Source organism: Nocardia miyunensis NBRC 108239 (genome assembly GCF_001613065.1).
GTDB lineage: Bacteria > Actinomycetota > Actinomycetes > Mycobacteriales > Mycobacteriaceae > Nocardia > Nocardia miyunensis.
Genome location: NZ_BDBQ01000052.1, coordinates 47,612 through 66,742, shown reverse-complemented (window position 1 = coordinate 66,742; position 19,131 = coordinate 47,612). Strand labels below are relative to the sequence as shown.

Annotated in this window: 17 protein-coding genes; 8 read left to right on the top strand and 9 right to left on the bottom strand. The window is 69.1% G+C overall.

Annotated elements, in window-relative coordinates; genetic code table 11:
* Positions 1 to 96 precede the first annotated feature (96 nt).
* From NM2_RS22900 to NM2_RS22885, 4 genes are all read left to right on the top strand, one after another.
* Positions 97 to 1,692, top strand: coding sequence for a circularly permuted type 2 ATP-grasp protein (locus NM2_RS22900; protein WP_067672452.1), 1,596 nt, complete (start codon positions 97 to 99; stop codon positions 1,690 to 1,692).
* 9 nt (positions 1,693 to 1,701) lie between these two features.
* On the top strand, positions 1,702 to 2,676 hold the full coding sequence (locus NM2_RS22895; RefSeq protein WP_067672449.1) for an alpha-E domain-containing protein: 975 nt from the start codon (positions 1,702 to 1,704) through the stop codon (positions 2,674 to 2,676).
* Positions 2,677 to 2,689: 13 nt separating this feature from the next.
* On the top strand, positions 2,690 to 3,535 hold the full coding sequence (locus tag NM2_RS22890; RefSeq protein WP_067672446.1) for a transglutaminase family protein: 846 nt from the start codon (positions 2,690 to 2,692) through the stop codon (positions 3,533 to 3,535).
* A 67-nt stretch (positions 3,536 to 3,602) separates the two neighbouring features.
* Positions 3,603 to 3,938 (top strand): ArsR/SmtB family transcription factor, encoded by a 336-nt coding sequence (locus NM2_RS22885; RefSeq protein ID WP_067672607.1) that lies wholly within the window; start codon positions 3,603 to 3,605, stop codon positions 3,936 to 3,938.
* A gap of 51 nt (positions 3,939 to 3,989) precedes the next feature.
* Here NM2_RS22885 and NM2_RS22880 read toward each other — a convergent pair whose 3' ends face one another.
* Positions 3,990 to 5,204 (bottom strand): cytochrome P450, encoded by a 1,215-nt coding sequence (locus NM2_RS22880; RefSeq protein WP_067672444.1) that lies wholly within the window; start codon positions 5,202 to 5,204, stop codon positions 3,990 to 3,992.
* Positions 5,201 to 6,550, bottom strand: coding sequence for an MFS transporter (locus NM2_RS22875; protein WP_084531450.1), 1,350 nt, complete (start codon positions 6,548 to 6,550; stop codon positions 5,201 to 5,203). The genes NM2_RS22880 and NM2_RS22875 overlap by 4 nt, the downstream gene beginning before the upstream one ends.
* Before the next feature lie 150 nt (positions 6,551 to 6,700).
* Here NM2_RS22875 and NM2_RS22870 point away from each other — a divergent pair, with 150 nt between their 5' ends.
* Positions 6,701 to 8,089 carry an FAD-dependent monooxygenase gene (locus NM2_RS22870; RefSeq protein ID WP_067672441.1) on the top strand — a complete coding sequence of 463 codons (1,389 nt, stop codon included), beginning with the start codon at positions 6,701 to 6,703 and terminating at the stop codon, positions 8,087 to 8,089.
* Positions 8,090 to 8,099: 10 nt separating this feature from the next.
* Here NM2_RS22870 and NM2_RS22865 read toward each other — a convergent pair whose 3' ends face one another.
* The 7 genes from NM2_RS22865 to NM2_RS22835 are packed head-to-tail and all read right to left on the bottom strand — an operon-like array spanning position 8,100 to position 15,767.
* Positions 8,100 to 8,774, bottom strand: coding sequence for an HAD family hydrolase (locus NM2_RS22865; RefSeq protein ID WP_245718170.1), 675 nt, complete (start codon positions 8,772 to 8,774; stop codon positions 8,100 to 8,102).
* Positions 8,771 to 9,763, bottom strand: coding sequence for an AfsA-related hotdog domain-containing protein (locus NM2_RS49255; protein ID WP_067672438.1), 993 nt, complete (start codon positions 9,761 to 9,763; stop codon positions 8,771 to 8,773). The genes NM2_RS22865 and NM2_RS49255 overlap by 4 nt, the downstream gene beginning before the upstream one ends.
* 41 nt (positions 9,764 to 9,804) lie before the next feature.
* Complete coding sequence (locus tag NM2_RS22855; RefSeq protein ID WP_067672435.1) at positions 9,805 to 11,505, bottom strand: ABC transporter substrate-binding protein; 1,701 nt, start codon at positions 11,503 to 11,505, stop codon at positions 9,805 to 9,807.
* A gap of 44 nt (positions 11,506 to 11,549) precedes the next feature.
* Positions 11,550 to 13,118 carry an ATP-binding cassette domain-containing protein gene (locus NM2_RS22850; protein WP_067672432.1) on the bottom strand — a complete coding sequence of 523 codons (1,569 nt, stop codon included), beginning with the start codon at positions 13,116 to 13,118 and terminating at the stop codon, positions 11,550 to 11,552.
* Positions 13,115 to 13,969 (bottom strand): ABC transporter permease, encoded by an 855-nt coding sequence (locus NM2_RS22845; protein ID WP_067672429.1) that lies wholly within the window; start codon positions 13,967 to 13,969, stop codon positions 13,115 to 13,117. Before NM2_RS22845 ends, NM2_RS22850 begins: the two co-directional genes overlap by 4 nt.
* On the bottom strand, positions 13,966 to 14,916 hold the full coding sequence (locus tag NM2_RS22840; protein WP_067672426.1) for an ABC transporter permease: 951 nt from the start codon (positions 14,914 to 14,916) through the stop codon (positions 13,966 to 13,968). Before NM2_RS22840 ends, NM2_RS22845 begins: the two co-directional genes overlap by 4 nt.
* Complete coding sequence (locus NM2_RS22835) at positions 14,913 to 15,767, bottom strand: sulfurtransferase (protein ID WP_067672423.1); 855 nt, start codon at positions 15,765 to 15,767, stop codon at positions 14,913 to 14,915. Before NM2_RS22835 ends, NM2_RS22840 begins: the two co-directional genes overlap by 4 nt.
* Positions 15,768 to 15,933: 166 nt before the next feature.
* Between NM2_RS22835 and NM2_RS22830 the strand changes: the two genes are divergently transcribed.
* From NM2_RS22830 to NM2_RS22820, 3 genes are read left to right on the top strand one after another with little or no spacing between them, the layout of a single operon-like run.
* A complete protein-coding gene (locus NM2_RS22830) occupies positions 15,934 to 16,836 on the top strand; it encodes a sulfurtransferase (RefSeq protein ID WP_067672420.1) in 903 nt (300 codons plus the stop codon).
* Positions 16,833 to 18,134 carry an NtaA/DmoA family FMN-dependent monooxygenase gene (locus tag NM2_RS22825; RefSeq protein WP_067672417.1) on the top strand — a complete coding sequence of 434 codons (1,302 nt, stop codon included), beginning with the start codon at positions 16,833 to 16,835 and terminating at the stop codon, positions 18,132 to 18,134. The genes NM2_RS22830 and NM2_RS22825 overlap by 4 nt, the downstream gene beginning before the upstream one ends.
* Complete coding sequence (locus tag NM2_RS22820) at positions 18,131 to 19,123, top strand: LLM class flavin-dependent oxidoreductase (RefSeq protein ID WP_067672414.1); 993 nt, start codon at positions 18,131 to 18,133, stop codon at positions 19,121 to 19,123. The genes NM2_RS22825 and NM2_RS22820 overlap by 4 nt, the downstream gene beginning before the upstream one ends.
* The last annotated feature ends 8 nt before the right edge of the window (positions 19,124 to 19,131 follow it).

Sequence of the window (19,131 nt, the reverse complement as noted above, 5' to 3'; positions counted from 1 at the left end):
TCCCGGTGCCGGAAACGTTTGCGGCGAAACACGGTTGGTTCGAAAATTTTACCTGCGGAACGACGCTCCGACCGTGCGATGCGGGACCATCGGACAATGACAGCGGTCGCCGAGTCCATGCACTATCCTCCGGGGATTTTCGATGGCTACCACGTCGACCATCACCCGGCCGCACACGATGAGATGTTCGATCCGGTGGGACGGATTCGTCAGCCCTACAGGGGAATTCACAAGGCTCTGGTTCGAATGGGCACCGGCGAGCTGGCCGCGCGCTCGGATGCGCTCGGCCGGGCGTTCATCGACCAGGGCATCACGTTCTCCCTGTCCGGGCAGGAGCGGCCGTTCCCGCTGGATCTGGTGCCCCGGGTGATCGCGGCCGGGGAGTGGGCGCGACTGGAGGAGGGGTTCCGGCAGCGGGTCAGGGCTCTGGAGATGTTCCTGGCCGATATCTACGGCGAGCAGAATATTCTGCGCGACCGGGTGATCCCGCGGCGGATCATCACCAGCTGCCCGAACTTCCACCGCGAGGCGGTCGGCATCGTCCCGCCCAACGGGGTGCGCATCCATGTCGCCGGAATCGATGTGGTGCGGGACGAACGCGGTGTGTTCCGGGTGCTCGAGGACAACCTGCGCGCACCGTCCGGGGTGTCGTACGTGATGGAGAACCGTCGCACGATGGCGCGGGTGTTCCCGGATCTGTTCGCCTCGCACCGGGTGCGTCCGGTGGGCGACTATCCGAGTCATCTGCTGCGGGCGTTGCGCGCCTCGGCGGCCACCAATGCCGCGGATCCGACCGTCGTGGTGCTCACGCCCGGTGTGTTCAACTCCGCCTACTTCGAGCATTCGCTGCTGGCCCGGCAGATGGGGGTGGAACTGGTCGAGGGCCGGGATCTGTTCTGCCGCGACAACGTCGTCTACCTGCGCACCACGCACGGTGAACGTCAGGTCGACGTGGTGTACCGGCGTATCGACGACGATTTCCTCGATCCCATGCATTTCAATCCGGATTCGGTCCTGGGCGTCGCGGGAATCCTGAACGCGGCGCGCGCGGGCAACGTGGTGATCTCGAGCGCGGTCGGCAACGGTGTCGCCGACGACAAACTGGTCTACACCTACGTCCCTGCCATGATCGACTACTACCTCGGCGAGAGCCCGTCGATCCCGAATGTGGACACCTTCCGCTGCTGGCTCGACGACGAACGCGAGGAGGTCCTGGACCGCATCGATGAGCTGGTGATCAAACCGGTGGAGGGCTCCGGCGGATACGGCATCGTCTTCGGGCCGGACGCCTCGCCGGAGGAACTCGAGACCATCCGCGGCAAGGTCCGGGCCGAGCCGCGCAATTGGATCGCCCAGCCGGTGGTGCAGCTGTCCACGGTGCCGACCAAGATCGGCGACGGGCTGTCCGCCAGACATGTGGATCTGCGGCCGTTCGCGGTCAACGAGGGTGATGGGGTGTGGGTGCTGCCCGGCGGCCTGACCCGGGTCGCGCTGCCGGAGGGCTCGCTCGTGGTGAATTCTTCTCAGGGCGGCGGCAGTAAGGACACCTGGGTCCTGGCCTCGCGCACGCTCGGCGAGCGGGAGGAGGAGGCCACCGCCGAACTGGTGAGTGAACCGGCCGCCACCGATCACACCGATCAGAGCCGCACGCTGTCGCTCACCCAGTCTCAACAGCAACAGCAACAGCAGTAGGAGGTTGTGATGCTGGCGCGGAACGCGGAATCACTGTTCTGGATCGGGCGCTATGTCGAAAGGGCCGACGACACCGCGCGGATCCTCGACGTGACGGTGCATCAACTGCTCGAGGACGTCACCGTCGATCCCGACCGGGCGGCGCGAAAGTTGTTGCGGGTATTGGGAATCGCCCCGCCCGGTGGCCAGTTGGACGTCTGGTCGGTCACCGAACTGGTGGCCTTCGACAGCCGGCAACCGGCCTCGATCGTCTCGTCCATCTCGGCCGCGCGGGAGAACGCCCGGGGCGCGCGGGAGGCGACCTCGGCCGAACTGTGGGAGTGCCTGAACACCGCCTACAACGGGCTCGGTGGCGCGGTGCGCGCGGCCCGGGATCTGGGACCCTACGAGTTCTTCCGCTACGTCGAGGACCGCGCGGCGATGTTCGCCGGTCAAGCCGAGTCCACCCTCAGCCGCGATGACGGCTACCGCTTCCTGCTGCTCGGACGTCTGCTCGAGCGCGTGGATATGACTGTGCGCCTGCTGCTTTCGCGCGGCGGCGAACCGAGCAACTCGCCCGCCTGGGTGAGCGTACTGCGTTCGGCCGGGGCGCACGACGCCTATCTGCGCACTCATCGCGGAGTGCTGGATGCCCATCTGGTGGCCGAGTTCATCGTGCTGGACCGGCTCTTCCCGCGTTCGGTGTTCCATTCGGTGCAGTTGGCCGAGATCTATCTCCAGGAACTGGACCAGGTTCCCGGCGCCCGGATCGTGGCGCGCAACGAGGCGCAGCGCCTGCTCGGCCGGGCTCGCAGTGAACTCGAATTCCTCGCTCCCGGAGTACTTCTCGAGGCCTTGCAGACCCGCCTGGCCGACCTCCAGCAGACCTGCCGGGACGTCAACGAGGCCATCGCCCTGCAGTATTTCCACGCCGCGCCGTGGGTCGCCTGGACCGACGCGCGCCACCACTTCGGCCCCACCGAGGTGGTGGACGGAGAACTGTGAGAGAGGAACAGCCATGGGCTGGCGTATGAGGGTGGTCCACACCACGGGATTCGCCTACGACGACGCGGTCACCCGCTCCTTCAACGAGGCCAGGCTCACGCCGCTGACCGACGGCCGGCAGAACGTGATCCTGAACAGGGTCGAGACCACTCCCGCGACTCGTCCGTACCGCTACATGGACTACTGGGGTAGCGCGGTCACCGCCTTCGACCTGCATGTACCGCACTCGGCCCTGGAGGTGACCGGACTGTCGGTGGTGGAGACGGAGTCCGGCGCGACTCCTTCCGGGGCCCAATTGTCCTGGGACGAACTGCGTTCTGATGAGAACCTCGACCGCTACGCCGAATTCCTCGTGCCCACCCAGCACGTCCCCGCCGACGGCGAATTGGCCGATGTCGCCGAAAACCTCTCTCGCGGTGTGGATCCGGGCGAGGCGGTCCGGCGCGTGGCCGAGTGGGTGCATTCGCGGATGACCTACGTCCCCGGCACCACCTCGGTGCACACCTCCGCGGTGCAGGCCTGGTCGGACCGCAAGGGCGTCTGTCAGGACTATGCCCATCTGAGCTTGCTGTTGTTGCGCGCCATGGGAATTCCCTGCCGCTACGTCTCGGGCTACCTGCATCCGGAGCCGGATGCCGGGATCGGCGAAACCGTCGCGGGCCAGAGTCACGCGTGGATCGAGGCGTTCACCGGAACCTGGTGGGGCTACGATCCCACCAATGCCACCGACATCGATGAACAGCACATCTCCGTCGGCGTCGGCCGCGATTACGCCGACGTCCCGCCGCTGAAGGGAATATTCCACGGCGGCCGTTCCACCGATCTGGACGTGATCGTGGAGATCACCCGGCTCGCCTGAAATCGGTGGTAGGTACCATGGTCTTAGTACCATGGACGATTCCTGACGGGCGGAAAGGGTGGTTGCGGTGGCCCAGGTGGACGAGCATCCGGACATCGACGAGTTCGATCTGTCGGCGGTGCTGCATGCGCTGTCGGACAAGAACCGCCGCAGTGTCATCGCGCAGCTCGCCGCGGAGCCGCCGGGAACCGAGCAGTTCTGCAGTGTGTTCGGGCTGCCGTGGGCGACGTCGACCCGGACGCATCACTTTCGCGTGCTGCGCAACGCGGGGCTGATCTGGCAGCGCGACGTCGGCAACGGCCGGATGACCCGGCTGCGCCGCGACGACATGGACCGCGCCTTCCCCGGTTTGCTGGACGCGATCCTGGCCGCCGACGGTGCGGCCAGGGCGCGGAGCGCGTGAGGAGGCCCTAGCCCCGCCCGCGCGCCTTCGGGACCGAACCTGTCCCGCCGGTCACCACGCGACCGGCAACGATAGCGGCCGGTGCACGAGAACGCCGGTGTCCCAGGTGATTTCGGCGGGATCGACGCTGAGCCGCAGTCCGGGGAACTCGGCGACGAGTCCGCGGAGCGTCTGCACGATCTCCATCCGCGCCAGCGCCGCGCCCATGCAGTGGTGCATGCCGTAACCGAACTGCAAGTGGCGCTTGCCTTTCCGGGCCGTGTCCACCACCCAGGGATCCGGATAGACCTCGGGATCGCGGTTCGCGCTGTGCGCATCGGCGTAGACCACGTCGCCCGGTAGGAGCGAGCCGCCGGAGACGACGACCTCCGCGGTGGCGATCCTCGGGAACGTCGAGATCCGCCCCAGCGGGAGCAGGCGGAGCAACTCCTCCACGACAGCGGGGATCTCGTCGGGCTGATCGGCCAGGTGGTCCCACAGTTCGGGCCGGGCCAGCGCCACGTAGGCGATCTTGGCGATCACCGACAGGACATTCTGGTCGCCGCCGACGAGCGACCCCAGGAAGATCGCGGTGTATTCGGCGTCGGTCACGGGCGGCGAGACCGCGTCGCGCTGTGCGAGCAGGTCGAGGATCAGGCCGGGGGCCAGCTCGCGCCGCCGCGCGACCAGGTCCTCCAGGTAGTGGTACAGCGTCCAGAAGTCCGCCACCAGTTGGGGCACATCGGTGTCGTGGGCGAGCTGCATCTGCCGGGACAGCCCGCGGAAGTACGCGACATCGGACGCGGGGATGCCGAGGTAGTCGATATTGACCTCGATGGTCAGCGGATCCAGCACTGTCGACATCAGGTCGGCTGTCCCGGAACGCCGCTGCTCGACCAGCGCCGCGATCACCGTGTCGAGGGCGCGCCGCACGCTGGGCGCCCGCCGCTGCATGGCCGCCGCGCTGTAGGCCGATGCGACGAAGCCCTTGAGCCGCCCGTGATCGGGATGGTCGAGGTTGAGCAGCATCTCGGTGGGCATCGTGGTCGGCAGGAAGGACGCACCGTCCTCGGTGTTGGTCCGCGCGCGGGCGAAACCGAGGTCGGTGAGCACCTGGTACACGTCGGCGTATCGGGTGAGATGCACCGCGGCGTGCCCGCTGGGCAGGCGGACCTGCGGCAGGCCGCCGCGGGAGAGCTGCCCGAGCGGCTCGATCATGTCCGGCGGCCGGATTCCGGGGACCGTGCGCAGGTCGAATCGGACGGCGGGAGGTGTCACCGATGTCATGATGGGGCTCCTTCGGATGAGGACGGAAGTTCCTCCGCCGGGGTGCCGGCGGGGGAGGTCGGGGCGGACGCGCGGGTGCGGATCGCCACGATGAGTGCGGTGAGGATCGCCAGCAGCGCGATCACTGTGACGACGGTGACGACGAACGCGCTGCGATACACATCCGGATGGCCGAATTGGCCCGCCGCGGTGTCGTCGGCGGCCGCGCCGTGCAGCCGCGTGCCGACGATCGTGGACAGGATCAGGGCATAACCCGCGACGAAGACGGCCTCGCTGCCGATCCGGAAGAAGTTGAGCAGACCGGCCGCCGTTCCGGCGCGGTGCGCCGGGACGACCGAGAGCGCATGCCCGTCGACCAGGCCGATGGGCAGCCCGAATCCGAGGCCGAGCAGGATCATCGGCACGATCACCAGGGCGATGGAATGCCCAGCGGTCAGCAGCAGTATCCCCGCGTTGCCGAGCAGCAGTGCGCCCAGGCTGAGGTACACCACGACGCCGACGGTGAGTGCCCGGATCCGGGAGACCAACTGCGCCACGGCAAGTGGCGCGAGCAGCACCGGAATCGTCATCGCCAGCATCACCAGCCCGCTCGTTCCCGCGGACAGGTGCTTGAGGCCGCTGAAGGCCGAGGGCAGGTAGGTCAGCAGTGTGACGAAGCCGATCGATCCGGCGACCGGCACCAGGCACATCGCGAGGAACTCGCGGCCGCGCAGCAGCGAGACGTCCAGGATCGGCCCGCGCGGCCCGGCGGGCGGTTCGGCGGCAGGCAGCAGCGGGGTGCCCGCCAGCACGATCGCCAGGATGACCGCGTGGACGGCGAACACCCCGCGCCAGTCCAAGGCGGTGACGAGCAGTCCCGAAATGGTCGGCCCCAGCGCCAGGCCGAGCCCGTTGACGGTGCCGAAGATCGCGAAAGCCTGTGTGCGCCGGGCTCCTTCGTAGCTGCTCGACAGCAGCGAGCTGGATCCGGTGAGGATCGCGGCCGCGCCGATGCCCGCGACGAATCGCGCCAGATCCAGCACCAGCAGGTTCGGCGCCGCGGCACTGGCCACGCTGCCCACCGTGACGACCAGCGCGCCCGCGGCGAAGGTCCGGCGATGGCCGACGCGATCGCTCAACGCGCCCCAGGCCAGGGTGGCCAGGGCGAACGCGACGTTGAAGCCGTTGACGACCCATTGCAGCGCAGTGGGATTCGCGCCCAGGTCGGCGGAGATGTGCGGCAGCGCGATTGCGGTGCCCGCGATGGCGGTCGGGGTGATGAATTGGGCCGTGAGGACGACCGGAAGGGTCCACCTGCTCGGCGTTGCCACCGCGGATGTCGCGGCGTCGTCGGTATCAACCGACATGAGGTCCTCCTTGGGGAACGGATTCATGGTGGGTGCGTTCGGACGAACACCCGGGACGGTCGATCTGCGAGTAGCTACGATATATGTAGTAGGTACTACATCTCTAGTATCAACGATTCGGAATCTCGTGCAACAGGAGGTCGCACCCGCATGACCAGGCGAGAACGTCGCGTCGACGTCGCGATCATCGGAGGCGGACCGGTCGGCATGCTGCTGGCGGCCGAACTCGCGCTCCAGCGGATATCGGTCCTCGTGGTCGAGACGCGGACCGAGCCCGACGACCGCCCGCGGGCCGGGACGGTGCACGCGCGGTCGCTGTCCCTGCTGGCGCGCCGTGGTTTCCTGCCCGCCGCGCGGGCCCGCGACATCGTCCGGGACGCGGGGGCGATGCGTCGCGCTCCGTTCCAGTTCGCGGGTATGCCCGTGCTGTCGATCACCGCGCCCGCGGTGGAGCCCGCGCCGATAGCGGGCATAGCGCAGGCGCGTCTGGAAGCCGCCTTCGAGCGCCGGGCGCGAGCGCTCGGAGCCGAGGTGCTGCGCGGGCATACGGCCCGCGCGGTGGTCGCCGAGGACGATCTGGTCCACGTGCGGGTCGAGACGGCCGCCGGGGGCATCGGTGAGCCGATCACCGCGCGCTACGTGGTCGGCGCGGATGGCGCCCGCGGCCTGGTCGCCGGGTGCGGCGACTTCCCGTCCCGTGCGGTACCGGCGACCATGAACGCCATTGCGGGCCTTGCGACTTCGCTCACCCCCGACATTCCGCCCGGCTGGCATCACACGCCGGCGGGGTGGACGCTGCACAACCCGAATCCGGGCGGCGCGGCCCGGATCATCGCCCTGGACTTCTCCGGCCCCGCCGCCACCCGGGACATCCCAGATACGGGCGAGTACCTGCAGCGGCTCGGGACGGTGCTCGGCGCACCGCCCGCCCTGGCCGATATCTCGCGGTTGACCCGCTTCAGCGACTACGGCCGGTTCCGCACGCGCATGCGCTCGGGCCGCCTGCTGGTGATCGGCGACGCCGCGCACGTGCACTACCCGCTGGGCGGGCAGGGCCTCAACACCGGCATGCAGGACGCGTTCACCCTGGGCTGGCGGTTGCACCGGGTGCTGACCGGACGATCGGACGACTCGCTGCTCGAGGACTGGTCGCGCGAGCGGGTCGCCGTGGCCGAGGCGGTCGTCGCGAACACCGTGCTGCAGTCGCGCATGATGAACCCGGCGATGACCGATCTGCGCGACGCCGTCGTGGCCATGCTGGGCGTTCCCGTCGTCCACGACGCCGTCGCCGAGCTGATCAGCGGTCAGTTCCAGGCCGGATTCCAGCACGATCTGGTGGTGACCCGGGACGACGGCTCGACCCGCACGCTCAGCGAATTGCTCACGGCAGGAAAGAGTGTCGCGATCCGGCCGGACCGCGACACCCCACTGCCGACCGAGGAGCCCGGCTGCGTCGTGGCCACCGGGAAGGTGACGCCGGAGCAGCCGTGGGTCTCGGCGCTGGTCCGGCCCGACGGCTACCTCGAGCGGACCTGCTGAGCCGCGCCGCTCAGGCCGGAGAGCGGGCGGCCACGGCGGCGCGGACATCACGGATGGCCTGATCGGTGTCGTCGAATCGGATGGCCGTCCAACCGGCCCGCTCGGCCGCCCGGCAGTTCTCCGCCAGATCATCGACCAGCAGACACTCCCGCGGATCGAGGCCGTTGCGTTCGGCGGCCAGCGCGAAGATCTCCGGGTCGGGTTTGCGGAAGCCGACCTTGCACGAGTCGACCAGATCGGTGACCACGTCGTCGAGTCCGATCATGGGCCGCCAGTACGGTTCCCACTCCACCACGTTGTTGCTGAGCACGCCGACGCGCAATCCGGCATCGGCCAGCTCGACGACCAGATCCCTGATCTTCGCGTTCACCACGTGCCCGGCGAACCACTGCCGCCCGAAGTCCGGTTCGCTGCGCGAGAGATCCAGCTCCGGATCCCACGAGCGGATGGCGGCGTGCAACTTGCGCACCCAGGTGCGCTCGTCCAGCAGTGCCAGCTCGATCGGGGCCAGCGGCGGCAGCCGGTATTCCGCGCCGACCGCGGCGATGGCCCGTTGCAGTGTCGCGACCGGGATGCCCGTCTCGCGCTCGTAGCGCCCGAACAGGTCCGGCAGCGACGGCGAGAGCACGCCGCCGAAGTCGAACCACAGGAACGGGTTCGGGCCGATGGGTGTCGCGCCGCTCACTGGACCATCGTCCAGACGTCGACCGGCTGCAGCTTGAGATGCACCCATCCCGAGGCGATCGAATCCTCGCCCTGGCGCAGGTCGACATCCGCGAGTGCGCCGTGGCCGTCGTCATCGGGCCGCACCGAGGAGTGCGCGAGCGTATCGCGTTCGAACTCACCGAATCTGGTGAACTCGATCCGTAATCGGTGCATGACCATCCGGCTGGTGTCCAGCCCCAGCGTGGCGTTGGCCGCCGCCATCGCCACCTGGCGGGCCGCCTCGAACTGCAGCATGCCCGGGACGTGGTCTAGCGCGTGATCGAACAGGGATGGGTGATTGATATCGATGATCGTCAGTGCCCGCAGTTCCCCGCCGGCGAGCTCGGGGTTGGCCAGTATGGCGTTGCGCGGGTTGTGCCTGCCCACCGACCCGGGCCGCATCCGGGCCACGTGGCTCACCGATGGGATGCTGTATTCCGGTGTGAGACCCAGGCTTTCGCGGCCGCGCTGGCGGATCCGCCGCCAGACCTCGCCGGGCATCCACTGATACGTCATCTCCTCGCGGGCCGCGACCTTGCCCTCGATGGCGGCTACCATCTCCAGCGTCTGCCCGATGACCGCGCCCTCGCGGGTCTTCTGGCGCACGACTCTCGCCTCGATCACGCAGTGCCCCGGGCACGCCCCGATGCGCAGCGTGTCCTGGTCCAGGATTTCGAAATCCGCCGCGCTGAAGATGAACTTCTCGGCGCGATCGACGCCGAGGAAGGCATGCGCGTAGTAGATCGCGACCTGACGGAAGATCTCGATCAGCAGCAGCGGATCGTAGGTGGTGGCGGTGCCGCGATGGTCGCTGAAATATGAGTGGTTGCGCGGCAATTGGGCCGCGAACGTCGCGCCCTCGGCGGTTGGCCGGGCATCGGTGAGGAAGACCTCGGCGATGGATTCCCGGTGCACGATGCCACGGGGTATGTTGCGGTCGAACGACAATTCCTCGAGCCTGACGGACATGAGGTTTCCTTTCCGGGGTGGAAATGTCGTGGGGGTAACGGCTATTCGGTCCGGACCGCGATGTCGTAGGACCATCCGTTCGCCACGTTTCGGGGTGGATCGAACAGCGTGTCGAGGTTGAATACGGTGGACGTCGCGGCCACGCTGTTCCGGTCGGTGTACAGCGGGATCGCCACGGAGTTGTCGAGGATGTAGTGGGTTACGTTGTCGAACAACGTCTTTCGCTGATTCGGATCGGTGGTCTCGGTGGCGGCGAGCAGCCATCGATCGACCGTCGGGTCGGCGAGTTTGGCACCGGCCACGATGGATCCGAGGGTGATGCCGTCCACCTGGCCGTACTTCAGGTCCGGTGTGGTCGAGCCGAACGCGCGGTTGAGCTGCAGCGAGAGGTCCAGGCCGCCGACCTGCCGGGGGAACGCTTCGTAGTCGTCGCGCGCGAGCAGGTCGTAGACCTGTGCGTTCTCGACGTACTGCGATTCCACGTCGACGCCGAGTTCCTGGCGCAATTCGGCCTGCCACGCCTTGAGCACGTCGTCGAGTGGATAGGTCGGGATGGTCGCCAGGAGCCGGACGCGTAGCGGCTCGCCCCGGTCGTTCGCGCGAATCGCACTGCCGCCGTGCGTTTTCCAGCCCGCCGCGTCGAGCAGGTCGCGGGCACGTCGCGGATTCGGCGGGGTGGCGTTGTCGTATCGGGGGTCGAAGTACTTGCTGTCCGGGGAGATCAGGCTCCACGCGCGGCCCTGGCTGCGCCGGGTCACCGCGTCGATGATCGCCGTGAGATCGACACCGTGCGCGATGGCGTCGCGGACCCGGGGATCGGTGGTCGGCCCGTGCGTGAGATTGAGCATGATGACCGTGGTGGCCGCCGCCGAACCCGTTTGCGCGTACTGGAATCCGTCGACGCCGCGGAACAGCGGGATATCGGTCGCCTTGACGGTGCCGATCGCGTCCACCTCGTGACTGCCCAGCAGTTCGGCGCGCACGGAAGCCTGCGGAACATACCGGACCACCAGCGTGTCGAGATGGGCCGGGCCCTGATGCCGGGCCGTGGCCGGGCCCCAGTGATAGGCGGGGTTCTTGCGGAAGCGGATCTCCTGCCCGTGCACCACCCGGTCGATGACGAACGGACCGGATCCGACCAGGCCGTTCCCCGCGATCAATGTCGGATTGTCCGCGTGCAGGGTGTTCGGAGCGACCATCGCACCGCTCAGGCCCGCCAGTGTGGACAGCAGGTCCGCGCGCGGCGTGGACAGGGTGATCCGCACCAGGTACGGATCGAGCACGTCGACCGCGCTCACGCTGGAGTACTGCAGGACCCCGAGGGTTGTCCAGGACGGGTAGTGCGGGTCGCGAAGCAGGTCGATATTGGTCTTGACCGCTTGGGCGTCGAATTTCTCGCCGTCGTGGAAGGTGACGTCCTGGCGCAGGTGGAAGTCGTAGACCCGGCCGTCCGGTGACACCGTCCACGAGGTTGCCAGCCAAGGGTGGAAGTTCTCGTGCGCGTCCTCGGAGATCAGGCTGTCGTAGCAGTTGCGCAGCACCTGTTCCGCGTCGAAGGCCGCGCCGTAGTGCGGGTTGAGACCGCGGTCGGGGAATTGGTCGAGAGCCAGGGTGAAGGTCCCGCCGGCCCCCGGGCGGCCGGACGGGCCGTACGAGCCGCCGGAGCCGGTGTCCCCGGAGCATGCGCTCGTGGTCAGGACCAGCAGGGCACTGGCGATGGCACAGGTGAGACGAAAGAGCATGGAACGCAACGGCGGTGCCTTTCGGATGCGGCGGGGCAGCGGGGTCAGAGTTGGGGAATCGCGTCCAGAAGACGGCGCGTGTAGGGGTGGGATGGCGCCTCGAAGATCTGCTCGGCCGTGCCCTGCTCCTGCACCCGGCCGCGGTGCAGCACCAGGACGCGGTGGCAGACCTGGCGGACGACAGCGAGGTCGTGGGAGATGAAAAGCATTGCCAGTTCGGCATTTTCGGTGAGATCGCGCAGCAGCTCGAGGATCTGCGCCTGCACCGAGATGTCCAGCGCGGACACCGGCTCGTCGCAGACCACCAGCCGGGGGCGTGAGCCCAGGGCGCGCGCGATGTTGACCCGCTGGCGCTGGCCGCCGGACAGTTCGCGCGGATGACGCTCGGCCACCGATTCCGGCAGCTGGACGGCGTCGAGCAGACGCCGCACCTCGGCGGTGCGGGCCGCCCGGCCGGGAACGACCGTGGCCACACTCTCGCCGATGATCTCCCCGACCCGGTACCGCGGATCGAACGAGCCCACCGAATCCTGGGCCACCACACCGATCGAGCCGGGTCGGCGGGTCCGCGGCGTGAGCGGCTCGCCCAGGAAGACGACCGCACCGGCGTCAGGGGCCAGCAGTCCGGTGGACAGCGCGGCGATGGTCGATTTCCCGGAGCCGGATTCGCCGACGATGCCGAGCACTTCGCCCTCCGCGATCTCGAAGCTCACCTCTTCGGCCGCGATTGTTCGCTTGCCCCGCACCCGGTACGACTTGGCCAGGTTCGTCACGCTCAGAACCGGCGCTCGCCCGGCCGGGGCCGGGGGACGACCCGAGCCGGACGGGATCGCGGCGATCAGCGAGCGGGTGTACTCGTGGGCGGGTTCGTCGATCACCCGCCGCGTCGGCCCTTGCTCCACGACCCGGCCCGCACGCATAACCAGCACGCGGTCCGCGATCGAGGAGACGACCGCGAGATCGTGACTGACCAGGATCACCGCGCGGCCGCTGCGGGCCTGCGCGACGATCAGTTCGAGAACCTGGGCCTGGACGGTGACGTCCAGCGCGGTCGTCGGTTCGTCGGCGATCAGCAGTTCCGGATCTCCGGCCAGGGCCGAGGCGATCAGGGCACGCTGGCGCTGGCCGCCGGACAGGCGGAAGGGGCGCTGGCGGCGTGTGGTCCGCGGGTCGGCGATGCCGACCGCGGTCAGCAGCCTTTCGATCCGGCCGGTACGTTCGCGTCGCGGCACGTCGAGCAGACCCTCGGCGATCTCCTGCTCGACCCTCCGCAGCGGATCGAGGGCGGTCAGCGCATCCTGCAGGATCAGTCCGATCCGGTGTCCTCGCACTGTGCGCCAACGTGATTCGGTGTAGCCCAGCGCGTCCGCGCCGAATATCTCGAATCGGTCGGCGCGCACCCGGGTCCCCGCCCCGGCGAGACCGGCGAGGCTGCGGGTGGTGACCGATTTGCCCGACCCCGATTCGCCGACGATCGCGAGTACCTCGCCGCGCCGCAGGGACAGGTCCACGCCGCGCACGACCTCGTCGGCGCCGAAGCCGATCCGCAGATTCTCGACGTGCAGCACGGTGTCGGTGGCGACCGCGCCGGGTGTTCCGGTCGTGGTGGTCATCGTCCCTCCCGTCGTTCGAACCGGCGCCGGACCTCGTGACCGACGGCGGTGGTGGCGATGACGGTCGCGGTGATCGCGACGCCGGGGAACAGCGCGGACCACCAGGCGATCCGCAGATCGTCGCGGGACTCGGCCAACATGGCGCCCCATTCGGGCGTGGGCGGTTGCGGTCCGAAGCCCAGGAAACTCAACGCCGCGGTGCCCAGGATCGCGGTTCCGAGTCCGAGGGTGATCAGCACCGGCAGCGTGCCGATCGCGTTGGGCAGCACATGGCGCAGCACGAGCAGCGCACGCGATCGGATGAGCAATCGGGCCTGCGTGAGGTATTCGGATTCGACGACCACCTTGGTCTCCGCGCGCATGACGCGGGCGAACCGCGGAGCCGCCGCGACACCGATGGCCACCACGAGATTCGTGGTTCCACTCCCGACGATGGCGATGAGCACCAATGCCAGCAGAATCTCGGGAAATGCGCCGAACAGATCGAACAGCCGTGACAGCGCGGCGTCCAGGACCCGGTTGCCCAATCCGGCCAGCAGGCCTAGCGGTACGCCGATGACCACCGCGACCGTCGTGGCGGCCGCTCCGATGAACAGCGACAGGCGAGTTCCGTGCACCAGGCGGGTCCATACGCCGCGGCCCAGCTGATCGGTGCCGAGCGGATGTCCGAAGGACGGGGCCGCGTCGGTGTGCGTCAGGTCCACGCGCAGGGGGTCGGCGGGCGCGAACAGTTCCGGCCGGACGGCTGCGATCACAACCAGCGCCAGGAACACCAGGGCCAGCAGCAAACCGATCGAGGCCGGCCGGCGCGCGACGGCCCGGCGGCGAAGTGCGCCGATGGTGGATGTCATCTCGAATCCCTTTGCAGCCGTGGGTCTATCCAGAGGTAGGCGATCTCGATGGCGACCGTCGCCGCGAGGTAGATCGCGGCGGTGAGCAGGGCGACGCCCAGCACCACGGGCAGATCCTTGTAGGTGACCGCCTCGACGGTCACCCGCCCCAGCCCGGCGCGGCCGAACACCTCCTCGACCACCACGGTCCCGGTGAGCAGGCCGCCGACCGCCCAGCCCGCGAGGGTCGCGGCGGGAATCAGCGAGTGCCGCAATCCGTGTCGGAACCGCAGCCGGGTCTCGCCGATGCCGCGGGCGCGGGCGGTCACCGCGAACGGCTGCTCGAGCGCGCGTTCGATGCCGACCCGCATCACCTGCGCGAGCACCGCCGCGATCGGTAGCGCGAGCGTCAGGCCCGGCAGGACGATTCGTTGCGATTCGCCGCCCGAGGTGACCGGCAGAACATGCAGGGTGAAGGCGAAGATCCAGATCAGGATCAGGCCGAGCCAGAAGGTCGGCGCGGAGGCGAGAGTCAGTTCCGCGCCGCTGACCGCGCGGGCGAACGGGCCGCCGCGTCCGGCGGTCGCGACGGCCAGCGTCGGCGCGAGCAGCAGGACGAACAGCGCGGCGACACCCGCCAGGCGCGCGGTAGCCGTGAATTCCTGGTCGAACAGGACCTGGGTGACCGGCTCGCCGCGCACATACGAATAGCCGAGGTCGCCGTGCGCCAAGCGGATCAGATAGTGCCCGTACTGGGCCAGGAGCGGACGGTCCAGGCCCCATTCCCGCTCGACCCGCACGCGCTGGTCCGGATCGCCGGAATCGCCCATGATCGCGGTGACCGGGTCGCCCGGCGCCAGATGCACGGCCGCGAACGCGAGAGTGACTGCCGCCCAGGCTGTCCCGGCCAGCGACGCGGTGACGGCGAAGGCGCGGCGCAGCAGCGCCCGGCGCGCGGCGGCGCTCATCGCTCGATGGGAGCGCCGACGATGCTCCCCCACTCGGTCCAGGATCCGTCGTACACGCGAACTCGCGGGTCGTGCAGCAGATCGGTGAATACCAGCCAGCCGAGTGCGGCACGGTGTGACAGGCGGCAGTAGAACACCAGCTCAGGCGCGTTCTCGGCATCGAGTTCGCTTATCCGCGAGCGTAATTCGTCCGGTGGCAGGATTCTGCCGCTCGCGTCGAGCAGTTCGCGCACATGCAGTGGCCTGGCTCCGGGGATGCGGCCGTGCCGCTGTGCGCCGTGATCGATCGGCTCCTGGCTGGGGGCGACCCGCGCACCCGAATACTCCTCGGGTGAGCGCAGATCCACGATGACAGTGCTGGTGTGCAGCGCATCGCGGACACCGTCACGGTCGATGACCACTGATGGTGACGGCGTGACGACCGGAAGCGGGGTCGCGACATCCGCCGCGCCCGCCCGGTGGAATCGGTGGACCCCGGCCGCGGCGTCGCGTCGCCATGCGGGCAGCCCGCCGTCGAGATAACGCAGTGAACCTCCCACGCCGACCGCCGTGGCGACCCACAGGGCGTAGGCGGCGAACTGGGGCGGATCACCCGCTAACACGACCATCGATCCGGCGCCCGCGCCCAGTGCCCGCAACCGCTCGGCCAGTGTGTCGGCGGTGGCGAACTCCCGCCGCGTCGCGTGCCAGAGCAGGTCTTTCCAGAAGACCGCGTGCGCGCCGGGGATGACGCCGGATCGACCGTCGTGGGCGGGGTCGTCGGTGACCTCGACGACCACGACGTTCTCCTCGGCCGAACGGTCCGCCAGCCACGTTGTGCTGACGATCCTGCTCGGGGCCAGATCGGTCATCGGTTCACTCCTGGATCCTCGTCGCCGGACATGGATGTGAAACATATATTCGAGTGGATCGTTTTGTAACCGGATAAATCAGCCAGAGCCAAATTATGTTTCCACGGTAGTTGTGCGCATAACTTCGTCCGATGATCACGTTCGATTCGAAGGGACACCGCTGCCGATGAGCGACGAACGTTCCGCCCACCTGGTCAGCGCCGACGATCTGATCGGCGCGCCGCCACCCGATCTGGTGCTGCTGGATGTCCGGATCGGCCCCGACGGGCGGGCCGACCGCGACCGCTACCGGCGCGGGCACCTGCCGGGAGCCCATTTCGCCGACCTCGACGAGGACCTGGCCGGACCGGTCACCGGCCGGTCCGGCGCACGGCCGCTGCCCGAGGCCGCCGACCTGACCAGCGCGTTCCATCGTTGGGGTATCACCTCGCGCAGTTCGGTTGTGGTCTACGACGATTCGAGCTCGACCGCCGCTGCTCGCGCGTGGTGGGTGCTGCGCTGGGCCGGCCTGGCCGACGTTCGACTGCTCGACGGCGGGCTGTCGGCCTGGGTGTCCGGCGGCGGCGTACTGAGCGCGGGCGATCCCGCGCCCGGCGACGGTGACGTCATCGCGCTGCCGGGATCGCTGCCGACCGTCGACATCGACCAGATCACGCCGGTGGCCCAGCGCGGTGCCCTGCTCGACGCCCGCGCGGTTCCCGACTACCTGGGCCGGAACGGGTCGATCGGCCACATCCCCGGCGCGGTGAGCGCCCCGGTGCACGACGACCTCACCGCCGAGGGCAGGCTGCGCGACCACGCGCGGCTGGTCGACCGGTATCGCGAATTCGGAGTGTTCGACACCGGTTCGCCGGTGGCGTGCTACTGCGGCAGTGGCGTCGCCGCCGCCCTGCAGGTGCTCGTGCTGGCCACTCTCGGAGTGGACGCGGCGCTCTATCCCGGTTCGCTGTCGCAGTGGGCCGCGGATCCGGCCCGGCTCGTGATCCGGGACAGTCTCGCCGCGCCGCGCGATTCGGTCACGGTGGCGGCGGACGAATCCGGTTCCCGTTCGACGGGCCGGAACGCATGAGCACGCGCGAGGGCGGCCATGTCATCCTCAACGCGAATCTCATTCCCGGCGGCGTGATCGGCAGCCCGTGGCGTCGATCCGACCGTCCGGGAGCGCATTTCGTGTCGATCGAGCACTACGTCGAGGTCGCGCGAATCGCCGAGCGCGGCCTGCTCGACGCGGTGTTCCTGGCCGACGCGCCGGACCTGCACGCCAAGGACTGGAATGCGCCGAGCCGGTTGCTCGACCCGATCGTGGCGCATTCGGTGCTCTCGGCGCACACCGAACGCATCGGCCTCATCGCCACCGCGACCACGTCGTACAGCGACCCGTACAACCTGGCCCGCCAGTTCGCCGCGCTGGCCGCGGTTTCGCACGGCCGCGCCGGGTGGAACGTCGTGGTCACCGGCGGTGACGCCGCGGCCCGCAACTATTCGCTCGACGAAGCGCCCGCCAAGGCGCTGCGGTACGAGCGGGCCGAGGAGTTCCTGGATGTGGTTGCCGCGCTGTGGGATTCGTGGTCGCCGGGCGCCCTGGTCGCGGACCGGAGCACCGGCCGCTATCTGGACCCCGCGCAGGTTCGCCCGATCGACCACTCCGGCAAGCACTTTCGCGTGGCGGGACCGTTGAAGGCGCCGCCGCTGTCCGACGGCAGGCCGGTGCTGATCCAGGCGGGAGCCTCCACACACGGGGTCGCGCTCGGCGCCCGGACCGCCGACGCGGTCTACACCGCGCACGCCGATGCGAATTCGGCCCGGCGCCGGCGCGAGGAGATACGCGCGCTCGCGACGGCCGCAGGCCGGAATCCGGACACGATCAAGCTGCTGCCCGGCCTGATCATCGTCCTGGCCGACACCGAGGCGGCCGCTCGCGCACGGGAACGCGAGCTCGCCGACCTGATTCCCGATCACGTGCAGCTGGCCAACCTCGCCGACCGCCTCGGGGTCGCGCAGGACGATCTCGACCTGAACGGGCCGATCCTGTGGGACAGGGTGCCGCCGGAGGCCGCCGGATCACGCGGGCAGCGTGCGGTGTTCCTGACGTTCGTGCGCGAGCGCGGCCTGGACACCAGGGGAGCGGCCCGGCTGCTGGCCACCGGCGGACTGCACGCGACGATAGTCGGCGCGCCGGAGCAGGTCGCCGATCACATCGAGAGCTGGTATCGCTCCGGGGCCTGCGACGGATTCAACCTGATGATCGATGAATTGCCTTCCGGGCTGGGCACCTTCGTGGACACGGTGGTGCCGATTCTGCGGCGACGCGGGCTGTTCCGCACCGAGTACACCGCACGCACGCTACGAGGACACTACGGACTGTGAGCGCGACGACCCACCTCGACACCCGCCGGTGGTCGCTGTTCGTACAGGTCCGCACCGGCCCGCCCGCCGCGGACATCTACCGCCGCGCCATCGCCGTCGCCGTCGAGGCCGAACGCCTGGGTTTCGCCACCATCTGGTTCGCCACCCGGCACTTCGCCGCGCACCACGCCGCGCTGCCGACGGTATTCCCGCTGCTGGCGGCGGTGGCCCAGCACACCGAGCGGATACGTCTGGGCAGCGGCGTGGTGGCGCTGCCGTTCGAGAACCCGGTGCGCCTGGTGGAAGACGCCGCGGTCACCGACGAAATCGCCTGCGGCCGATTGGAACTCGGCATCGGCAAAGGACTGGGTTTCGGGCTGTCCGCGACCGTCTACGCCGGTTTCGGCCTGGATCGAGCCGATCGGGAGACGCTGTACACCGAGCGGCTGGCCACTGTGCATTCCCTTCTGGAACACGGCAGGGTCGCCCCGGACGTGCCGCTCTATCCGGACCCGGCCTCCCTGCGGGCCCGCGTGTGGCAGTCCACCGGGAACGTGGAGACCGCCCGCCGCGCGGCCCGCGTGGGGGATGGGCTACTGCCGCATGCCAATTCGGAGGCGAACGGCCCCGGTGGCGTCGAGCGGCTGATCGACGCCTACCTCGATGCCCGCGGCCCGGACAGCACACCCCGGATCGGCGCCACCGTCGCGCTCCTGCCGGGCACGACCGATGCCGACGCGCGTGCGATCTTCGACGAAGACGTGCGCCGCAGCCCGGCCTATTACGCGGGCAAACTCGGCGACGCCGACCGCTACCGGCGCGAGCTGTCGATCCGATGCGCCGGGACGGACCGTCTCGTCGCGGAACTGTCCGATGCGCTATGGGCCGCCCGAGCCACCGAATGGCTCTTTCACGTGCCGCTCGCCCTCGAACACGGCCGCTATATGGACTGCCTGCAACGGATCGCGCGGGATATCGTGCCCGGCTTGACATCCACGACCTGTACCTGAGACCGGGG

Bases quoted from the DNA above. Each gene is read 5' to 3' on its own strand.
- NM2_RS22855 (WP_067672435.1), bottom strand. From the start codon at position 11,505: ATGCTCTTTCGTCTCACCTGTGCCATCGCCAGTGCCCTGCTGGTCCTG.
- NM2_RS22900 (WP_067672452.1), top strand. From the start codon at position 97: ATGACAGCGGTCGCCGAGTCCATGCACTATCCTCCGGGGATTTTCGAT.
- NM2_RS22895 (WP_067672449.1), top strand. From the start codon at position 1,702: ATGCTGGCGCGGAACGCGGAATCACTGTTCTGGATCGGGCGCTATGTC.
- NM2_RS22830 (WP_067672420.1), top strand. From the start codon at position 15,934: ATGAGCGACGAACGTTCCGCCCACCTGGTCAGCGCCGACGATCTGATC.
- NM2_RS22880 (WP_067672444.1), bottom strand. From the start codon at position 5,204: ATGACATCGGTGACACCTCCCGCCGTCCGATTCGACCTGCGCACGGTC.
- NM2_RS22890 (WP_067672446.1), top strand. From the start codon at position 2,690: ATGGGCTGGCGTATGAGGGTGGTCCACACCACGGGATTCGCCTACGAC.
- NM2_RS22835 (WP_067672423.1), bottom strand. From the start codon at position 15,767: ATGACCGATCTGGCCCCGAGCAGGATCGTCAGCACAACGTGGCTGGCG.
- NM2_RS22870 (WP_067672441.1), top strand. From the start codon at position 6,701: ATGACCAGGCGAGAACGTCGCGTCGACGTCGCGATCATCGGAGGCGGA.
- NM2_RS22840 (WP_067672426.1), bottom strand. From the start codon at position 14,916: ATGAGCGCCGCCGCGCGCCGGGCGCTGCTGCGCCGCGCCTTCGCCGTC.
- NM2_RS22850 (WP_067672432.1), bottom strand. From the start codon at position 13,118: ATGACCACCACGACCGGAACACCCGGCGCGGTCGCCACCGACACCGTG.
- NM2_RS22845 (WP_067672429.1), bottom strand. From the start codon at position 13,969: ATGACATCCACCATCGGCGCACTTCGCCGCCGGGCCGTCGCGCGCCGG.
- NM2_RS22825 (WP_067672417.1), top strand. From the start codon at position 16,833: ATGAGCACGCGCGAGGGCGGCCATGTCATCCTCAACGCGAATCTCATT.
- NM2_RS22875 (WP_084531450.1), bottom strand. From the start codon at position 6,550: ATGTCGGTTGATACCGACGACGCCGCGACATCCGCGGTGGCAACGCCG.
- NM2_RS49255 (WP_067672438.1), bottom strand. From the start codon at position 9,763: ATGTCCGTCAGGCTCGAGGAATTGTCGTTCGACCGCAACATACCCCGT.